The organism is Geoalkalibacter ferrihydriticus DSM 17813 (assembly GCF_000820505.1).
Classification (GTDB): Bacteria; Desulfobacterota; Desulfuromonadia; order Desulfuromonadales; family Geoalkalibacteraceae; genus Geoalkalibacter; species Geoalkalibacter ferrihydriticus.
The window spans coordinates 1-15,954 of sequence record NZ_JWJD01000013.1; the positions used below are offsets into that span (position 1 = coordinate 1).

The 15,954-nt window shown below is 54.4% G+C and carries 16 protein-coding genes; all 16 read right to left on the reverse strand.

The features are described from left to right. Positions 1-424: 424 nt before the first annotated feature. Positions 425-850, reverse strand: coding sequence for a type VII toxin-antitoxin system HepT family RNase toxin (gene hepT, locus GFER_RS17040; RefSeq protein ID WP_040101270.1), 426 nt, complete (start codon positions 848-850; stop codon positions 425-427). Continuing rightward, positions 838-1,236 carry a type VII toxin-antitoxin system MntA family adenylyltransferase antitoxin gene (gene mntA / locus GFER_RS17045; RefSeq protein WP_040101271.1) on the reverse strand — a complete coding sequence of 133 codons (399 nt, stop codon included), beginning with the start codon at positions 1,234-1,236 and terminating at the stop codon, positions 838-840. Before mntA ends, hepT begins: the two co-directional genes overlap by 13 nt. 228 nt (positions 1,237-1,464) lie before the next feature. Next, complete coding sequence (locus tag GFER_RS17050; RefSeq protein WP_040101272.1) at positions 1,465-1,725, reverse strand: DUF2442 domain-containing protein; 261 nt, start codon at positions 1,723-1,725, stop codon at positions 1,465-1,467. Continuing rightward, a complete protein-coding gene (locus GFER_RS18440) occupies positions 1,679-1,924 on the reverse strand; it encodes a DUF4160 domain-containing protein (RefSeq protein WP_074669609.1) in 246 nt (81 codons plus the stop codon). The genes GFER_RS17050 and GFER_RS18440 overlap by 47 nt, the downstream gene beginning before the upstream one ends. 291 nt (positions 1,925-2,215) lie before the next feature. Continuing rightward, complete coding sequence (locus tag GFER_RS17055; RefSeq protein ID WP_040101273.1) at positions 2,216-3,457, reverse strand: TIGR04063 family PEP-CTERM/XrtA system glycosyltransferase; 1,242 nt, start codon at positions 3,455-3,457, stop codon at positions 2,216-2,218. A 124-nt stretch (positions 3,458-3,581) separates the two neighbouring features. Then, on the reverse strand, positions 3,582-4,664 hold the full coding sequence (gene wecB, locus GFER_RS17060; protein ID WP_040101274.1) for a non-hydrolyzing UDP-N-acetylglucosamine 2-epimerase: 1,083 nt from the start codon (positions 4,662-4,664) through the stop codon (positions 3,582-3,584). A 107-nt stretch (positions 4,665-4,771) separates the two neighbouring features. Beyond that, positions 4,772-6,010 carry a TIGR03087 family PEP-CTERM/XrtA system glycosyltransferase gene (locus tag GFER_RS17065; protein WP_040101275.1) on the reverse strand — a complete coding sequence of 413 codons (1,239 nt, stop codon included), beginning with the start codon at positions 6,008-6,010 and terminating at the stop codon, positions 4,772-4,774. Between the two features lie 113 nt (positions 6,011-6,123). Continuing rightward, positions 6,124-7,167: a FemAB family XrtA/PEP-CTERM system-associated protein gene (locus tag GFER_RS17070; RefSeq protein ID WP_040101276.1), complete on the reverse strand. Its 1,044-nt coding sequence runs from the start codon at positions 7,165-7,167 to the stop codon at positions 6,124-6,126. A gap of 136 nt (positions 7,168-7,303) precedes the next feature. Further along, positions 7,304-8,185 (reverse strand): XrtA system polysaccharide deacetylase, encoded by an 882-nt coding sequence (locus tag GFER_RS17075; protein ID WP_040101277.1) that lies wholly within the window; start codon positions 8,183-8,185, stop codon positions 7,304-7,306. Next, positions 8,182-9,348 (reverse strand): XrtA/PEP-CTERM system-associated ATPase, encoded by a 1,167-nt coding sequence (locus tag GFER_RS17080; RefSeq protein ID WP_040101278.1) that lies wholly within the window; start codon positions 9,346-9,348, stop codon positions 8,182-8,184. The genes GFER_RS17075 and GFER_RS17080 overlap by 4 nt, the downstream gene beginning before the upstream one ends. Positions 9,349-9,557: 209 nt before the next feature. Continuing rightward, positions 9,558-10,814 carry a TIGR03016 family PEP-CTERM system-associated outer membrane protein gene (locus GFER_RS17085; protein WP_161807430.1) on the reverse strand — a complete coding sequence of 419 codons (1,257 nt, stop codon included), beginning with the start codon at positions 10,812-10,814 and terminating at the stop codon, positions 9,558-9,560. A 142-nt stretch (positions 10,815-10,956) separates the two neighbouring features. Continuing rightward, a complete protein-coding gene (locus tag GFER_RS17090; protein WP_040101280.1) occupies positions 10,957-11,817 on the reverse strand; it encodes an XrtA-associated tyrosine autokinase in 861 nt (286 codons plus the stop codon). A 19-nt stretch (positions 11,818-11,836) separates the two neighbouring features. Continuing rightward, the gene (locus GFER_RS17095; protein ID WP_040101281.1) at positions 11,837-13,447 is read right to left on the reverse strand and encodes an XrtA system polysaccharide chain length determinant; all 1,611 of its coding nucleotides are present in this window, start codon (positions 13,445-13,447) and stop codon (positions 11,837-11,839) included. Between the two features lie 9 nt (positions 13,448-13,456). Continuing rightward, positions 13,457-14,269, reverse strand: a complete 813-nt coding sequence (locus GFER_RS17100) for a polysaccharide biosynthesis/export family protein (protein WP_040101282.1) — start codon at positions 14,267-14,269, stop codon at positions 13,457-13,459. Positions 14,270-14,320: 51 nt separating this feature from the next. Beyond that, positions 14,321-14,476, reverse strand: a complete 156-nt coding sequence (locus tag GFER_RS18955; protein ID WP_153304560.1) for a hypothetical protein — start codon at positions 14,474-14,476, stop codon at positions 14,321-14,323. Between the two features lie 179 nt (positions 14,477-14,655). After that, a complete protein-coding gene (locus tag GFER_RS17105; RefSeq protein ID WP_082048155.1) occupies positions 14,656-15,915 on the reverse strand; it encodes a TIGR03013 family XrtA/PEP-CTERM system glycosyltransferase in 1,260 nt (419 codons plus the stop codon). Positions 15,916-15,954: the final 39 nt, after the last annotated feature.

Genomic DNA, 15,954 nt, shown 5'->3' on the forward strand with positions numbered 1-15,954 from the left:
CCCGCAACTGCTTTTCACCGCTGAGCACGCCAAGTGCGCTGAGTCAACCCTTACAATCAACAATCTTTTCTCAAGGTTTTTTCTCTGCGCTCTTCGCGCCCTCTGCGGTGAATCCAGCCTTTGCTTGTGCCCTATCCGCTCTTATCCGCTCTTATCCGGTTTCATCCGCCTTTTCCGCGTCCTCAAAACCAATGGAACGCAGATTTACAGGATGAACGCAGATTTAAAACCCNCCCGCAACTGCTTTTCACCGCTGAGCACGCCAAGTGCGCTGAGTCAACCCTTACAATCAACAATCTTTTCTCAAGGTTTTTTCTCTGCGCTATTGGCGTCCTCTGCGGTGAGCCCAGCCTTGCTTTTGCCTTATCCGCCTTGATCAGATTTGATCCGTGTCCCATTGCCTTTGCTTGTGCCTTATCTGCTCTTATCCTGTTTTACCATCAGCCCATTCCAGCACTTGCCGCGCAAAATCCTTAAAATCGTCAAGGTGCTCGGTGATAATCCGATAAACGATGAGCCAATCAATTTTTTGATATTCATGAACTGCGATATTGCGGAAGCCGACGGCGTTTTTCATTCGTAATGCCGTATGTTCCGAAATGATCCCAAGGTCGTGCAATCGGTCAAAACCCTCGCCCATCGTGCTTGGTGCCGGGGTGTTGTGCTGCGCGACGACATGCGCGGCGATATCGACACAGGTTTGAACGGCGCGCTCCAGATTCAGGGTAATGATGTCCTGTGCGTCCAGATCTTTTTGGAGCAAATCGACGCTTTCCGGCGTCTTGGCGGCAACGCGCGCCAGACATCGCTGCAGGGCATCGAGCTTGGTCAGCAGAATCATCGAAGCCATTGCGCGCTCCTGTGCTCCAGGATCTGTCGGACGTAGGGCATCATGTCAGCCTGGTTGTACCAGAGACGTTTGAGCAGGCGGGCATAAAGCTCATGGTCGGCGTTTTTGACGATAACGGCCTGACAAAGTGCCTGTTCCAGAATCAATCCGGAGACATCCTGCAGATCGACCAGATCGACTTCGCGTTTCAACGCAGACGAGAGAGCCTGAGATAGCCGAACCTTGGTATCAACATTGAGCTTTTGTTTACCTGCGACGGCGATATCGACATCACTGCGGGTGGTCAGCCGTTGCTGGGCGGCGGAACCGAACAGGGTGCTGAATCGCACTTCTGGGAAGTCGCTCAGGGTATGGTTGATGATGTCGATCATTTGGTCAAGCTTCATGCTAAAACCTCAATGGGACCCAGATTTACAGGATGAACGCGGATTTAAAAACCTTTAAGTCATCTTTACCGCTGAGTACGCCAAGGGCGCTGAGTAAACCCCTATATTTTCTCAAGGTCTTTCCTCCGCGCTCTTCGCGCCCTCTGCGGTGAGCCAAGCCTTTATCCCGCCTTTTCAGACGTGATCCGTGTCCCCAGGTTTTTTGCTTTGATCAAGTATATTCCATCCTCATTGTCGACTGATCAATTCAAATTTTTCCGGGTTCCGCAAAATCTTTGTACTTAAATCGATATCAAGGTCCGGCCAATAAAAGTGGCCGGGACTTTCAAGGTTCACATTGAAAATTTTCTTCAACTCAACATCCCTGAACCAGGGAAATTTCTCGAATGGCACAAAGAATTCACTTCCCTCATACAGCAGCCAGAAGCCGTGCCGGGAAATGTTAGTTACTTCCAAGGAAGTGTTTTTTCCACGCGCTGCGGATTGCATCCTGTCGCTCCTCAACGATTTTCTGAAGTCTCATCAACTGCCGCTTGTTTAAGCCAACATAATCAGACAAAGACACGGTCGGTTCAATCCAAAACTTCGCCTCACCTTCCGGGGAAACAACATGCACATGAATCCGTTCTTCTTCACGGCTGAAAAAGAAAAATCGATATTTCCCTTCTCGAAAAATTGTTGGGCTCATTGAACAGCTGCCTCAAAAAATATTTGCGATGTTCAATATCAATTGTAAACATCTAAACATCAATGGGACACGGATCAAGTCTGATCAAATCGGATTTAAAACCCGCAACTGCTTTTCACCGCAGAGTACGCCAAGGGCGCTAAGTAAACCCTTATAATCAATAATCTTTTCTCAAGGTTTTTCCTCCGCGCTCTTCGCGCCCTCTGCGGTGAGCCAAGCCTTTATCCCGCCTTTTCAGATTTGATCCGTGTCCAATTGCCCTGTTTTTATCGGGATCCGTCTCCCCAGGGTTCACACCTCGGCGACCGCTGACAGGCGGCCGTTGACCGAACTCATTGCCTTGTCGTAAATATCCTCATACACCGCTGTCGTCACCTGCCAACGGTGATGATCGATGACCCACTGAGGCGCTTCGCGGCGGATGTGGTCGCACAGGTCCGTATCTCCGGCGACGTCGCGCAGGGCCTGGGCGAGGGCATCGACGTTGCCGGCGGGAAACAGGATGCCGTTTTGGCCGTGGCGGATCAGTTCGCGATGTCCGCCGACGTCGCTGGCCACCAGAACCTTGCCCATGGCCATGGCCTCCAGGGGTTTGAGGGGTGTGACCAGATCGGTGAGGCGCATGGGATAGCGCGGATAGACGAGCACGTCAAGCATGGAATAAACACCAGGCACGCGCTCGTGCGGAATACGGCCGGGCATGACCACGCGGTCGGCGAGGCCGAGTTCGCCGACGAGCTGCCAGAGTTCGGGTTCGGTTTCACCGCCGCCGACGAGCAGCAGCACGGTGTTTTTGTCTTCGCGGCAGGCTTCGGCGAAGGCGCGCACCAGCAAATCGAGCCCTTCGTAGCGGTAAAAGGAGCCGATGAAGCCGATGACTTTTTTACCTTTCAGCCGCCATTTTTCGAAATATTCGGCATCGGGCGGCGTGGGTTTGAAGTCGTCGGGATTGACGCCGTTGAACACCGGCGTGATCTTGTCTTCGGCGATGCCGCGCTTGACCAGATCGTGCTTGAGACCGTTACAGAGGATCGCGACCTGGTCCGCCCGGTGGCAGACCCGCGTTTCGAGACCGCGCACCAGCTTGTATTTGCAGGAGCCCTCGGCATAGCTGCCGTGATCGACGGCGGCGTCTTCCCAAAAGGCGCGAATTTCGTACACCATGGGCAAACCCAGTTTGCGCGCGGCACGCAGGGCGGGCATGGCGTTGAGCACCGGCGAATGGGCATGGATGAGATCAGGTTTTTCGCGCGCGGCCACTTCAAGGATACGCTGGGTGAGCGCACGCATCATGCGCCCTTCGGTGAGAAAGGGCACCTCGCTTTCCTCGACACGTCCGGTGCGATAATAGGTGAAGTCGCCGATCACCTCGCGCGGCGCCCACTCGCCTTTCCAGTTCTGTTCATGCTTGGGCGCGGTCACCACCACCGGCTGCCAACCCCGCGCACGCTGGGCGCGAAAGATGCTCTGGCTGCGGAAGGTGTAGCCGCTGTGCAGGGGCAGGCTGTGATCGAGTACGTGGAGTATTTTCATAGCGTATGTCCTTGCGTGATTATCATTTTACCCGTAGGGGCGACCCGGTGGGTCGCCCTGGGCGAGGCAGCGCCTCGCCCCTACGATTATCGTGCGTTCAAACAGGGCGCACATCGGTGCGCCCCTACACCATCCGTTGCAATATATCCACAATACGTCCTGCCGCTTTTCCATCCCACAACGGCGGAACCTGTTTTTTCTCGGCCTGGCCGCCCAACACCTTGGCGGCGGCGGCGAGGATCTGGTGTTTATCCGAACCCACCAATTGGTTGGTGCCGGCGGTGACGGTGATGGGGCGCTCGGTGTTGTGGCGCAGGGTGATGCAGGGGACGCCGAGCACCGTGGTTTCTTCCTGGATGCCGCCGGAGTCAGTGAGGACGATGCGGGCATCTTTGTTGAGCTTGAGAAAGTCGAGATAGCCCAGGGGTTCGCTGAGAATGAATCCCTGGCTGAGAAGTGCGTCCAGGCCGAATTCGCTGATGCGCTTGCGGGTGCGCGGATGAATCGGGAAAACCAGAGGCAGATCGCGGGCGATGGTGCTCAAGGCTTCGAGAATGCCGCGCAGGCTCTCCGGTTCGTCGACGTTTGAGGGGCGATGCAGGGTGACGACACCGTAGTTCCTGGCTTCAACGCCGAGTTGCTGCAGAATGGAGGATTCATCGGCGCGTTGCACGTGCTTCATCAAGCTGTCGATCATGGTGTTGCCGACGAAGAAAATCTTTTCATCGGCGATGCCTTCCCTGCGCAGATGCTCGCTCGCCAGCTCTTCGGTGGTGAAGAGAAAATCGGCCACGCTGTCGGTCATGAGGCGGTTGATCTCTTCGGGCATGGCGCGATCGAAACTGCGCAGGCCCGCTTCGACATGGGCGACGGGGATGCCGAGCTTGGCGGCGGCGAGAGTTGCGGCGAGCGTTGAATTGACATCGCCGACGACGATCACCACATCCGGCCGTTCGCGCTCCAGAACCGGCTCAATGCGCATGAGCACTTCGCCGGTCTGACGCGCATGACTGCCGCTGCCGACCTCGAGATCGACATGGGGCTTGGGCATTCCGAGATCGACGAAAAAGAATTGACTCATCTTCTCGTCATAGTGCTGACCGGTATGCACAAGCACATAGTCGATGCCGCGCTGTTTGAGTTCATCGATGATGGGCGCGATTTTCATAAAATTGGGCCGCGCCCCGACAACACACAGAACTTTCATAAAATCCTCAAAAGCAAAGAGCTTTGACAGGATGAACAGGATTAGACAGGTTTATTTTCAAACGCTTTGACAAACAAATCCTGGCCATCTTGTTCATCCTGTCGATTTTAATTCAGTAATTTTTCAAGTTTCTCCATATTTCGCCGCCAATCGAAGTTCTCCACCACGAACTTGCGGCCAGCGTCCCCAAGTTCCCGGCGCGCTCCGGGGTTGTTGCACAGATCGATGACCGCGGCGGCGATACTCTCGGCGCTATCAGCGATCAGTAGATGTTGGAGGTCTTTGGCGCCGACGCCCTGGGCGGCTTTGGTAGTGGTGACCACGGGGCGCTCCATGGCCATGGCTTCAAGAACTTTGTTCTGGACGCCGCGGGCCAGGCGCAGGGGGATGACACAGACATCGGCCTTGGCGTACCAGGGGCGGATGTCGTCGACAAAACCGGTGACCGTGACGTTGGGCATTTGGCCGAGAGCCTGCACCGCGGGGGTTGGTTTGCCGCCGACGATGTAAAAATGCGCATCGATGCCGGCCTTGGTGATACGCGGCAATATCTCGCGGCAGAACCACACCACGGCATCGACATTGGCGTGATAATCCATGGCGCCGGTGAACACGAGATTGGTGGGGGAATTCTCCGTAGGGGCAACGCATGCGTTGCCTTGGGCGAGGCATGCCTCGCCCCTACGGGGATCGGGGTTGAAAAATTCAAAATCCACCCCGTTGCCGACCACCTCGATATTACGGGCGTCCGGCATCTGATTTTTGAACAATTGCGCTTCGTTGTCGGTGATAAACACCGAATGATCGAATTCGCGGTTGACGCGCGACTCGTAAGCCAGGAGCCGTTTCTGCTCCAGGCCATAGACGATGTTCATGGGAAATTTGGCGTCCTGGGCATATTGCCCCCATTTGTCCGAGTCCACGTCGCAAAAATCCATGATGAGTCTGGGGCGGCGCTCCTTGCTCCACACATCGGATCGATACACATATTCCGCCATGGGACCGGAGAAGCAGACGATGGCGTCAAAGGTTTGCGCTTGTGCCCAGGCATCGATCTGCTGCTGCAGATTTGAAGAATAAAAATAGGGCAAACTCAATGGCTTGCCGATCAACATCTGAGAAACGGCTTTAACTTTTTGCACGGGTGGATTGATCTGCACAAAGGCTAAATCAACGCAGTATTCGCGCAATGCGTCGACGTGCTGCATGTCCGCCGGGTCATCGACCAGGAAGGCGAGGTGTAGATCGTGGTGTTCAGCGAGATATTTGACCTCGTTGAACGAGCGGATCTTGTCACCTTTGTTGGGCGGATAGGGAATGCGATGACAGATGTATAAAATCTTCAAAAGCTAAAATCCTTAGAGCATTTCTCACCGCAGAGAACGCGAAGGGCGCCGAGAGAACCACTCTCAAAGTTTTTTTCTCTGCGCTCTTTGCGACCTCAGCGGTGAATGTGTTTCTAAGCCAAATACTTCGCCAACGGCGGTCCAACGATCTTCGTCAACCCGAATGGCATCTTGCGCCACATCTCGATTTTTTTCTGGTACTTCGGGTTGGTGGGGCTCAGGTTCGGCATTTCTTTTTGTCCGACCAGCAGATACTGGTACGCCAGGGGCTTGGGCTCGAAACCCCAGTGCTTTTTGAAGCTGTAAGAGCCGGTATCGACTTTGCTGCGGCCGTAGTCGAACACCTGGTAACCTGCTTCACAGCCGCGGCGCATGAGTTCCCAGTACATGAAGTCGTTGGGGCCCAGGGCGCGGGCTTCGAAGAGCGAACCGGCGTAGTAAGGCATAACGCGGTCTTTGAAGAAAAAGCACAACACTGCGGCAATCGGCTTGCCTTGAGGACTGAGCACCACCAGAAGGTCGGATTTGTCGCCGAACACCTCCAGGAATTTGCCGAAAAATCGGCGCGGAAAAATCGGCGTGCCGAGATTGTGATAGCTGCGCGCCATCATCTCGTAAAAAATCGGCAGCAGGTGGTGTCCGGTTTCGGCGCTGAGGCCGCTTTTAAGGGCCTTGCGCACGACGGCGCGGGATTTGCGCGGAATAGCGAGCAGATTGACTTCGGGATCGGGGTCGATGGCTTTGCTGAAGTTGACGTAGAGATCCTTGGTCGGCAGATCGGCCAGTCCTTGGGTGTTCTTGAGTTCGACATAGTCGACGCCGAATTCCCGCGCCACTTCCCCTGCCCTGGCCAGCAGCGCCACGGCGATTTCGGTGCTGTCGGCCACCGGGCCGCCGAGTTCGGCAAAAGGCACCGAAACCAAGGAGTCGCCAAACAGGCGGCTCTTAATGCGCACCAAGGGCAGCACCCCGACAATGCGCGGACGACCGCCGTTGCTAGGTGCCTCTTCAGCGAGAAGGTAACAGCTCGGATGGCCGAAACTCTCGTCGACGACGCGCTTCCATTGGGTGAGATGAAAGATCGTGCCCTCCGGGTGAGACATGATGTAGTCGTCCCAGGCGTTGGCGTCGTTTTGTTGGAAACTGCGAATGCGCATAAAAACCTTTTACAATCGGTACCAAAACCACTTGACAGGATTTACGGGATTCACAGGATTAAAACCCAAGGAAAAACCGGGTTAAGGATTTAAAAAAACCTGTCAATCCTGTTAATCCTGTCGTTTTTTTGTATTTTCAATTGATCTCAAAAACCTCACGGATCGGCGCGAAGCGAAAATCCTTGAGCAGTTGTACGAACCGCCTTTCCGTCCGGTCGAGGTTGAGATAATGACGGAAATTGCTTTTCCACCCGGCCCCGTGCATACGTGGTTGCGCGGGATCGAGTTCCCAGGGGTGGAGGTAGAACACAAAGGGTTTCTCTTCCCCCCGGTTGATGCTGTTGAGCCCCCAGCGGGTGACGGCGTAGGGGAACAGGCGAAAGTAGCCGCCGCCTGCGATGGGGATGTTGCGCCCACCGACACGCACCGTGGACACGGGGATGGAGCGCAGGGCGGTACACTGCGGCGTCGCACTCGGCAGCGGGCACCAGGCGCCCTCGGTATTTTTGACCGCCATGCAGTCAAAACGCGGCCAGTGCGGCATGCCGTAAAAATCATGCTTTACGGGACAGATGCTTGAATCGTAAAGGTAACCGGCACCATACAGCTCATCGAAGGCCCAGGGTGTGCGCTCGGAAATGGAATAACTCGGGGCGCGGTAGCCAGTGACCGCTTGCCCACATAAATCTTCAAGCAGGTCCTTGCTGCGGCGAATGTCCTCACGAAAGGCCTCGGGCTCGAGAAAACAGATGCGCTGATGGCCGAACCCGTGGCTGGCGACTTCATGGCCCGCGGCGGTGATACGGCGCACCAAGTCGGGACAGCGCTCGGCGACCCAACCGAGAATGAAAAAGGTCGCACGCACGTTTCCGGCGGCCTCGAGGATGTCAAGCACACGCTCGGTATTGGCTGCAACGCGCCATTCGCGGGAATCCCAAGTGTCGGGCGGACTGACCCGCTCAAAGGCGGAGACCTGGAAATAGTCCTCTACATCGATGCTGAGAGCATTCAGGGTCATCCGAAAATCCGCTTGAGAAGACCCGGCTGGGGCCGCGGCGGCGCGGCCGATTGCACGCTGGGCACCGGACGGTTCTTGTACACCTTGAACTGCACTTTCAGTCCTTCAATGTCGTCCTGCAATTGTTGGATGGTTGTGTAGATCAGGCTGAGATCACTGGAAAATCCCTCGAAGGTGGAAGCGAGATAGGGATTGTTCTCGTCCAGCACGGCAGTCTCTCGGGGCGCCCCTTGTCCATTTTGAATTTTTTCTTCCAGGCTCTGCATCTGGGCGAGAACTTTTTCCAGTAGATCCATGGCCGGCAGTGCATTCTGCTCGACGACTTTGGGAACCGCGACACGGTCGGCCCAATAGCGATGATCGAAGTCGAGATCGCCGAGGACGTCGCGCGCGAGTTCGAGGTCGAGTTCACAGGTTTCTTCAGCATAGGCGGCGACCAGAAGAAAGTCGCAGATAATGTTGATCAGCCTCGGGATACCCCGGCTGTAGCTATGAATGGCATCGAAGACTTCAGGGCTGGTGGAGACGGCGTCCCGATTGCCCGCCTTTTCCATGCGATGCAGGACATATTCTTCAACTTCGACTCGACTTAACGGCTCAAGGTGGCAGCTGACGCTGATGCGCTGACGCAACTGGCGCAACTCGGGGCGCGCTATGATGGTGCGGATCTCGGGTTGCCCGACCAGAATGATCTGCAGCAGCTTGGCGTTGTCGGTTTCAAGGTTGGAGAGGAGGCGGATTTCCTCCAGGTGATCGGGGCTGAGGTTTTGTGCTTCATCAACGATGAGGATGGGTTGCAGCCCCTTGCTGTATTCGTCGATCAGAAAATTATTAAGATCGCGGATCAGCTCACCCTTGCCTTTGCCCTCGACAGGCAGACCGAAGTCCTCGTTGATGAGAGCGATCAGTTGTTCGGAGTCGACACTGGTATTAAATACGATGGCCAGAGGCGTTTTTTCACGAATGCCGCGCACCAGGTTGCGCACCAGCGTGGTTTTGCCGGAACCCACCTCGCCGCTGAGCAGAATGAAGCCGACCTTTTCCTTGATGCCGTAATCCAGATAGGTCAGAGCCTTCTTGTGCGACTTGCTCGGGAAGAGAAAGTCGGGATTGGGAACGAGTTCGAAGGGTTTGCAGTTGAAGTTGAAAAAATTTTCGTACATTAATCATCCTTTAAATCAGGCAGGACAAGAGGGAGTGCCCTTTGGGGTAAAAGCCTTGACGGGATTTACAGGATTTACAGGATAAAAACCTCATGAAAAATCAGAAGTCCTTGGTAATCCCTGCTCATCTAGTTCATCCTGTCGATGTTTTTGTTTTTTAGGCTTTGTCTTTTTTTACTCCCGCATTCCAGACATCATTTTTAATTTTGTCAAAAAACAAACCGCATCTCCGCCCACACAATGTTGTTGGTGTAGTCGTTAGCGGGGAAATCCGAGTCGTTTTTATTCCAGGTGTGGCCGAGATGAAACCGGCCGATACGCATGTCGCGATACAAGCCCAGGCGTGTGCCGTAGCGATCATAGGTTTCCTGGAATTCACCGGGACCACTACGGTCATAGCGGGTGAACCGAATCAGGTAGCTCAGGCCCATCCTGTTTGTCCAGGGCCATTCGCCTGCGACGGATACTCCGCGTGAATCGTCGGAACGATCCTGGATGAGATAATCGCTCTCGCGGTAGAAAACCGACCAGCGCGACGTAACGCGTGGGGTGAACTCGATGAAAGCAACATAGTTTTTGCTTTCAATGAGACCGTCGCGCACGGAAAAGCTGGTGGTTTCATCGTAGCGGGCACCGACGACTTTTTCGGGGCCGAGCAGGTAGCGAACGCCACCGCCGAAAAGATCGAGGGTCTGGCTGGGCCGTTCGGTGTAATCGACCCAGCCTCTGCCGTAAAAGGTATCAAAGGTCAAACGGTTGGTGGGCGTCCAGACAAGGCTGGCACGTGCATCGGTGCGATCGAATTCCTGATCGGCACCGGGCGCTCCGGCCAGGGCAGTGGCATCAGGCCGATAGAGAGAATGACTGCCGGACAGGGAAGCCTGCACTCGGGGGCTGATCTCTTTCGTCAGCGTCATTCGACCGGTGTGACGTTCATGGTCGATACCGCGATCACTATCGTACCAGACATTTTCATAGACATAATCGGTGCGAAAAGTAAGGGTGCTGGTTGGTTCCAAAATAAAATAGGGATTAACCCGCAAACGGTTGGAGTCCGTCAGGTTGACCAGGTCGCTGTCGATTCCGGAACGGTCCCCCTCATCAATAGTGACCCGCTCATAGACATTGGACACCGAGAGAAAAAGCATGTTCCGATAAATTCGAAAAGTGCTGCCGAGGTCGATCCGCTGAGTTTGGCGCAATGAAGTCTCGTTGCGCTCGTCATGCTCGAGATAAAATCGGAATCTCAGATTGTAATCAAGAGATAGCGTTGCCGGTCGCGTCTCCCAGGTAAGACGCACCCCCGGCATAATCGTGGTGATAAAATCGGATATCTTGTCGTCGGAACTCAGCTCGATATTGTCGTTGTATTCCTGGCGCACCAGCAATTGGGGAGAGATTCGAAAGGCGGCCGAAGCTTCCGCGACGAGAAACAGGCACAGGAGAAAACCTCCGACAAATTTCAAAAAACACCATTTCATCAAAACACCCAACCGGTAGGGGCGCAGCATGCTGCGCCCTCAAATAAAATCATCAGCCGCATGGGCACGGTGCGCCCCTACCCAATCACAACACATCCCACCGCGTGGGCGCATGCATGCTGCGCCCCTACGATTTTTGTGCGTATTTGTAATAGCCGTAATAACCGTAGTAGCCGCTGCCCGTGATGCCGCCATCGATGTCGTTACACACCACGCCGAGAAGGTTGGAACTTTTAAGGGATGCCAAGGCCTCCTTGAGCTTGTCGAAGGGGGTATAGTCCTGCCGCGCGACAAAAACCACCGAATCCACCAGATGGGCGAGAATCTGTCCTTCGGCAAAAGGCAGCAGCGGCGTTGAGTCGACAATGACGAAGCGATCGCTGTAACGGGTCTTGACTTCCTGGAGCAACTTGGCCATGCGCACGGAGGAAAAAACCTCGACGGGATCTTTCACCGGGCGCCCGGCAGGAAGCACCGACAACTTGCCGATGCCGGTCTTGACCAGGACCTCGCCGACGTCGACACCATCAAGAATACAGTCGGCCAGTCCGACGCCGGATTGAAGACCAAGGTAACTCATGATGGTGGGGCGCCGCAGATCGGCTTCGATGAGCAAAACCGTATGGTCATATTCCTGGGCAAGGGTGATGGCCAGATTGAGAGCGGTCACTGTCTTGCCCTCACCGCCGACGGTGCTGGTAACGAGCAATGAATTGCGGCTCTGTTCACTGCGGGTCATTTTAATCAACAGCGATTTGAGCTTGCGGTACTGCTCGGAAATGGGCGAATTGGGGTCGTTGGCGGTCACCAGGCAGGGATTAGCCACAGACGGACGCGGCACCTGCTCAAAAGCTGCATAGTTGGGCACCCCGGTCGGAATAGCCGATGGATTCGACGATGCTTCAACATCCATACGCGGCTGCGGCTCCGAGTGTTCTCCCGCCCGTTTCTGCGCTGCCCTTTCCAGGGCCTTTTCGATACGACTCATGATCTATCCTTGCTATTCATCAGTTTATGAAGCGAACTACTTTTGCAACGACCTGATCCAGGTTGGAATCGACAATGAAGCGATCGATAACCCCCATACCCAAGGCATCGTGGACGAGAAACATTCCAATAACCAGAAACCCGCAGCCGGCGCAGGCGTAACGTGCCATATTGAATTTTTTGGTCCGCGCTTGCTTGACTGGATCGGGAATGGTTGGAATCTCAGCCAAAATGGGTACCCCGAGTTGACGCAGGGCATCGATATCCTTAAAGCGTCCGTCGATCATTTCGAGGAGGACAACCAGAGCTAAACCGGCGCCGAAACCGACGAAGACCCCAAGCAACATGACTTTAAAACGGTCGATGCTGACGGGCGTACGGGGCAGAACCGCGGGGTCGACAATACGGAAATTGGTTGTTTTGTCCGCGACCTCCATTTGCTTGGAAACTTCTGTCACCCCCTGCCGCTCAAGAAGTTGCTCATAGAGCCTGAGATAACTGTTACGCTCACGCTCCAGATCGGCGAGAAGCTTTTTTTCCTCGGGAAATTCACGCAGTTTTGACTGGTTGTCCTGAACAAGTGCATAGAGCTCACGCTCGCGGGCCTCAAGAGCCTGGAATTCGGTTTCGCGTGCATTGAGCCGCATCTTGAGATCGACGTAAATAGGATCGTCCAGCGGATTGAATTCAACCGCATGAGCTACGGGCTCAAACATGGCTTGGTCAGGATTGCTCGCCTCAGCTTCGAGAATGGCCTCGATGCGGGCATCGAGGCGCACGATTTCCGGGTGGCGCTCGTTGTAAACCTGCAGCATTTCCTGCCGGCGCGATTCTAATTGCGAAACGAGAGCATTCCCCCCTGAACCGGTACCGGCAAGAGCAAAAGGATTGCTGGGGTTTTGTGCCGAAAATTCCTGCATCATGTCGAGTTGTCGACGAATGGTGGCCAAGGTTGCCAGCATCTCGTTTTTCTGCATTTTGATTTGCTCAAGACCCTCTTCGGCCCGCCTTATGTTTTCAAGCAGGGCGGCTTCACTGACCGTGGAGTAGATTTCCCGGTCTCGGCGAAACTGGATGACCCGATCTTGCGCGTCGTCAAGGCGTTTTTTGAAAAAGGTAAGCTGCTCGCTGATGAAGCGCCCGGCGCCGAAGGCTTCCTCGCGCTTGGAGGCAACGTTTTCTTCGACGTATGTGCCGACCAGTGCATTGATAAAATCACGTGCGAAAGCCGGATTTTCATCTCGCAGAGAGACAATGAAGAGGTCATTGCCGCGCATGTTGATGCGGGTAGCCCCTTGATATTTCCGGATCAACCCTTCGAATTGCTCCGGGGTGGTAAGGTCGGCATCCAACTTTCGCAGGGTGCGCGAGATCAGGTCACGACTCAGCATATAATGTCGGAGCACCCGAATACGATCATCCATGGACGGAGCAATAGTGATGCCCCTGAGCAGGCTGTCGATCATGTTGCGCTCGATAAAAACCGTCGTCGATGCTTCATACTTTTTGGTCATAAAAAAGCTGCCGGACGCGATAACCGACATGACCAGAAGCGACGTAAACAAAAAGACAAATCGCCTCTTGTAGGCGAGAATCAGATATTTTTTGACTTGCGTTAGCGGATTATCCATGACGACCCCTTAAAAAATCCCTTCACTGACGACGACCATGTCACCACGGCGCAACTCGATGTTCTGGCTGAGGTCGCCCTGGCGCATGAGATCGCGGGCGTTAACACGGATTTCGTCCATCTGGTTGCCATTTTTACGCAGCACCACGACCCTGTTTTCCCGAGCAAACTTGGTGAAGCCGCCAGATTCGAGAATGGCATCGAGAATGCGAATGCCTTCCCGATAAAACACATACTGGGGGTTGCCGACCGCGCCCATGATATAGATCTTCATCCTTTCGTTATCGGGAATATAGATCATGTCGTCGGTCTGCAATGCAACATCCGCATCAAAGTCACCGTTGATAAACAGGTTGTAAAAATTCACATCTACCTGCTCACGGTTCCGCAGGAGGTAAGCCCGCTCAAGGTCGGCGCGTTGCAGATCGCCCAGGTTGGTGAGAAACTTAAGCAAGGTGGTACGCGCGGGAAGATTGAATGAACCCGAACTCGCCCCGCCACCAAACACGTAAACCTTGTTGTTGGTGATGTTGGTCACGGCGACAGTGACAATGGGTTTGCGCACAAAGGCCGTCAATTCTTTGGCCAGTTTTTCGCTCAACTGCGTCGGTGTGTAGCCGGTCGCAACAATATCACCGGCTGCGGGCAAGGTGATCTTACCGTCGGGACGCACGGTAACCGAACTTGAAAGCTCGGGTGAACCCCACACGGAGATCTGCAACCCGTCGCCGTCACCGATGACATAATCGGCATCAACATCAGCAGCCCAGAGGGTCGGCACAAAGAACAGAGTAAAAGCGAGGACGAAGAACAAGTGTTTCATAATGGCTCCTGATATTTTGTTCAAAAAAAACCTGCAAGATCTATGGATACACTAATCTACTGACAACAACCCTTCTTTACCGCCGAGTACGCCGAGAGCGCCAAGAAAACCTTTGAGATTTTTTGTGCTTTTCTCCAAGCGATTCTCCGCGTCCTTGGCGCTCTCTGCGGTGAATCGAACTTGATCTGAAGGGCTGTCCTTGGTCATTTGTCCCTTGTCTTTTTGTTGAAAACCATCAAGCCCAAAAGTCTTTTTTACCGCTGAGAACGCTGAAGTCGCCGAGAAAACCTTTGAGATTTTTTTGTCCTTTTCTCCACGCGATTCTCCGCGTCCTTGGCGCTCTCTGCGGTGAATCGAACTTAATTCGTGTCCCCCTGTCCATTGGGTTAGCGGGCGCCGCGGCCGAAAAGTACAACTTTGATGGTTTCCATGACGATGAGAATGTCCATGAGGATGGACAGGTTCTTGATGTAGTAAAGGTCGTAGCGCAGTTTTTCCAGGGAATCCTCAACGGAGGCGCCGTAGGGATACTTAACCTGCGCCCAGCCGGTGACGCCTGGTTTAACAAAATGGCGCTTGGAATAATAGGGAATTTTTTCTTCGAGCATCTGAACAAATTCGGGACGCTCGGGGCGGGGACCGACAAAGCTCATATCGCCTTTGAGTACATTGAACAATTGCGGAATTTCATCAATGCGGGTTTTACGCAGGAAATTGCCGACGCGCGTAACGCGCGGATCGTTTTGTTGTGCCCAGACCGCGCCGTTTTTTTCGGCATCCTGGGTCATGGTGCGGAATTTAAACAGCATGAATTCTTTTTCGCCCTGACCCACCCGGTTCTGACGGAAAAATACCGGGCCCCGCGAATCGAGCTTGATGGCCAAAGCGACCACCGGCATCAGGGGTGCGGCCAGAATGATGCCGGTGAGACTGAAAAGCACATCGAGAACGCGCTTGTAGCAGCGAATGAAGCGGGTGACGCGAAAGCCGTTGGAAAAAATAAACCAGCTCGGATTGATGTTTTCGACCAGCAGTTTTCCGGTTAGTTGCTCATAAAAATTGAGGGCATCGATCACCTCGACCCCGCTGAGCTTACAGCGAAGGATCTCGCGCACCGGCAGCACTCCGCGGCGTTCGGCCAGGGAAACGATGATCTTGTGGGCCTTGGTGCGCTTGACGGTTTCGAAAATCTCGTCGCTACTGCCGACGACACTGGTGTCGGGAACACTTAGAGCTTCATTGCCGGGACGGATATAGCCGGCAAAGACATAATTGTGGCGCACGCTGGGCATGATCTCTTCGATCTTTTTTCCCAGGCTGCCATTGCCGAGAATCACGATCCTCTGAGCGAGGCCGGGAAAACTCAGCAGCAGGCCGTGGCAGTGATGCCAGACGAATTGTCCGATGCCGAACAGCCCCAGGGCCATGAGCAGAATGCCGCGACCGACCAGGATGTCGGGGAAAATGTAATAAAGAGCCGACAGAACAAAGAAGCCGAGGGTGATGGAGATACTGATGCGCACCGCAATTTCAGTTTTACTGAGTTCACGCTCATGATTGTAGAGTTCGACAAAAAACCCGCAGAGTGGGGTAAGTTGAAAAAATCGGACACCAACGTGTACCCTATCAGCGGAGGTGTTCAACATGAGCAAGAGATCGAATGGCCGCTACTCCAAAGAGTTCAG

Bases quoted from the DNA above. Each gene is read 5' to 3' on its own strand.
- GFER_RS17070 (WP_040101276.1), bottom strand. From the start codon at position 7,167: ATGCGCATTCGCAGTTTCCAACAAAACGACGCCAACGCCTGGGACGAC.
- GFER_RS18955 (WP_153304560.1), bottom strand. From the start codon at position 14,476: ATGACCAAGGACAGCCCTTCAGATCAAGTTCGATTCACCGCAGAGAGC.
- GFER_RS18440 (WP_074669609.1), bottom strand. From the start codon at position 1,924: ATGAGCCCAACAATTTTTCGAGAAGGGAAATATCGATTTTTCTTTTTC.
- GFER_RS17100 (WP_040101282.1), bottom strand. From the start codon at position 14,269: ATGAAACACTTGTTCTTCGTCCTCGCTTTTACTCTGTTCTTTGTGCCG.
- GFER_RS17050 (WP_040101272.1), bottom strand. From the start codon at position 1,725: ATGCAATCCGCAGCGCGTGGAAAAAACACTTCCTTGGAAGTAACTAAC.
- GFER_RS17080 (WP_040101278.1), bottom strand. From the start codon at position 9,348: ATGTACGAAAATTTTTTCAACTTCAACTGCAAACCCTTCGAACTCGTT.
- wecB (WP_040101274.1), bottom strand. From the start codon at position 4,664: ATGAAAGTTCTGTGTGTTGTCGGGGCGCGGCCCAATTTTATGAAAATC.
- GFER_RS17055 (WP_040101273.1), bottom strand. From the start codon at position 3,457: ATGAAAATACTCCACGTACTCGATCACAGCCTGCCCCTGCACAGCGGC.
- GFER_RS17095 (WP_040101281.1), bottom strand. From the start codon at position 13,447: ATGGATAATCCGCTAACGCAAGTCAAAAAATATCTGATTCTCGCCTAC.
- GFER_RS17075 (WP_040101277.1), bottom strand. From the start codon at position 8,185: ATGACCCTGAATGCTCTCAGCATCGATGTAGAGGACTATTTCCAGGTC.
- hepT (WP_040101270.1), bottom strand. From the start codon at position 850: ATGGCTTCGATGATTCTGCTGACCAAGCTCGATGCCCTGCAGCGATGT.
- GFER_RS17090 (WP_040101280.1), bottom strand. From the start codon at position 11,817: ATGAGTCGTATCGAAAAGGCCCTGGAAAGGGCAGCGCAGAAACGGGCG.
- GFER_RS17105 (WP_082048155.1), bottom strand. From the start codon at position 15,915: ATGTTGAACACCTCCGCTGATAGGGTACACGTTGGTGTCCGATTTTTT.
- mntA (WP_040101271.1), bottom strand. From the start codon at position 1,236: ATGAAGCTTGACCAAATGATCGACATCATCAACCATACCCTGAGCGAC.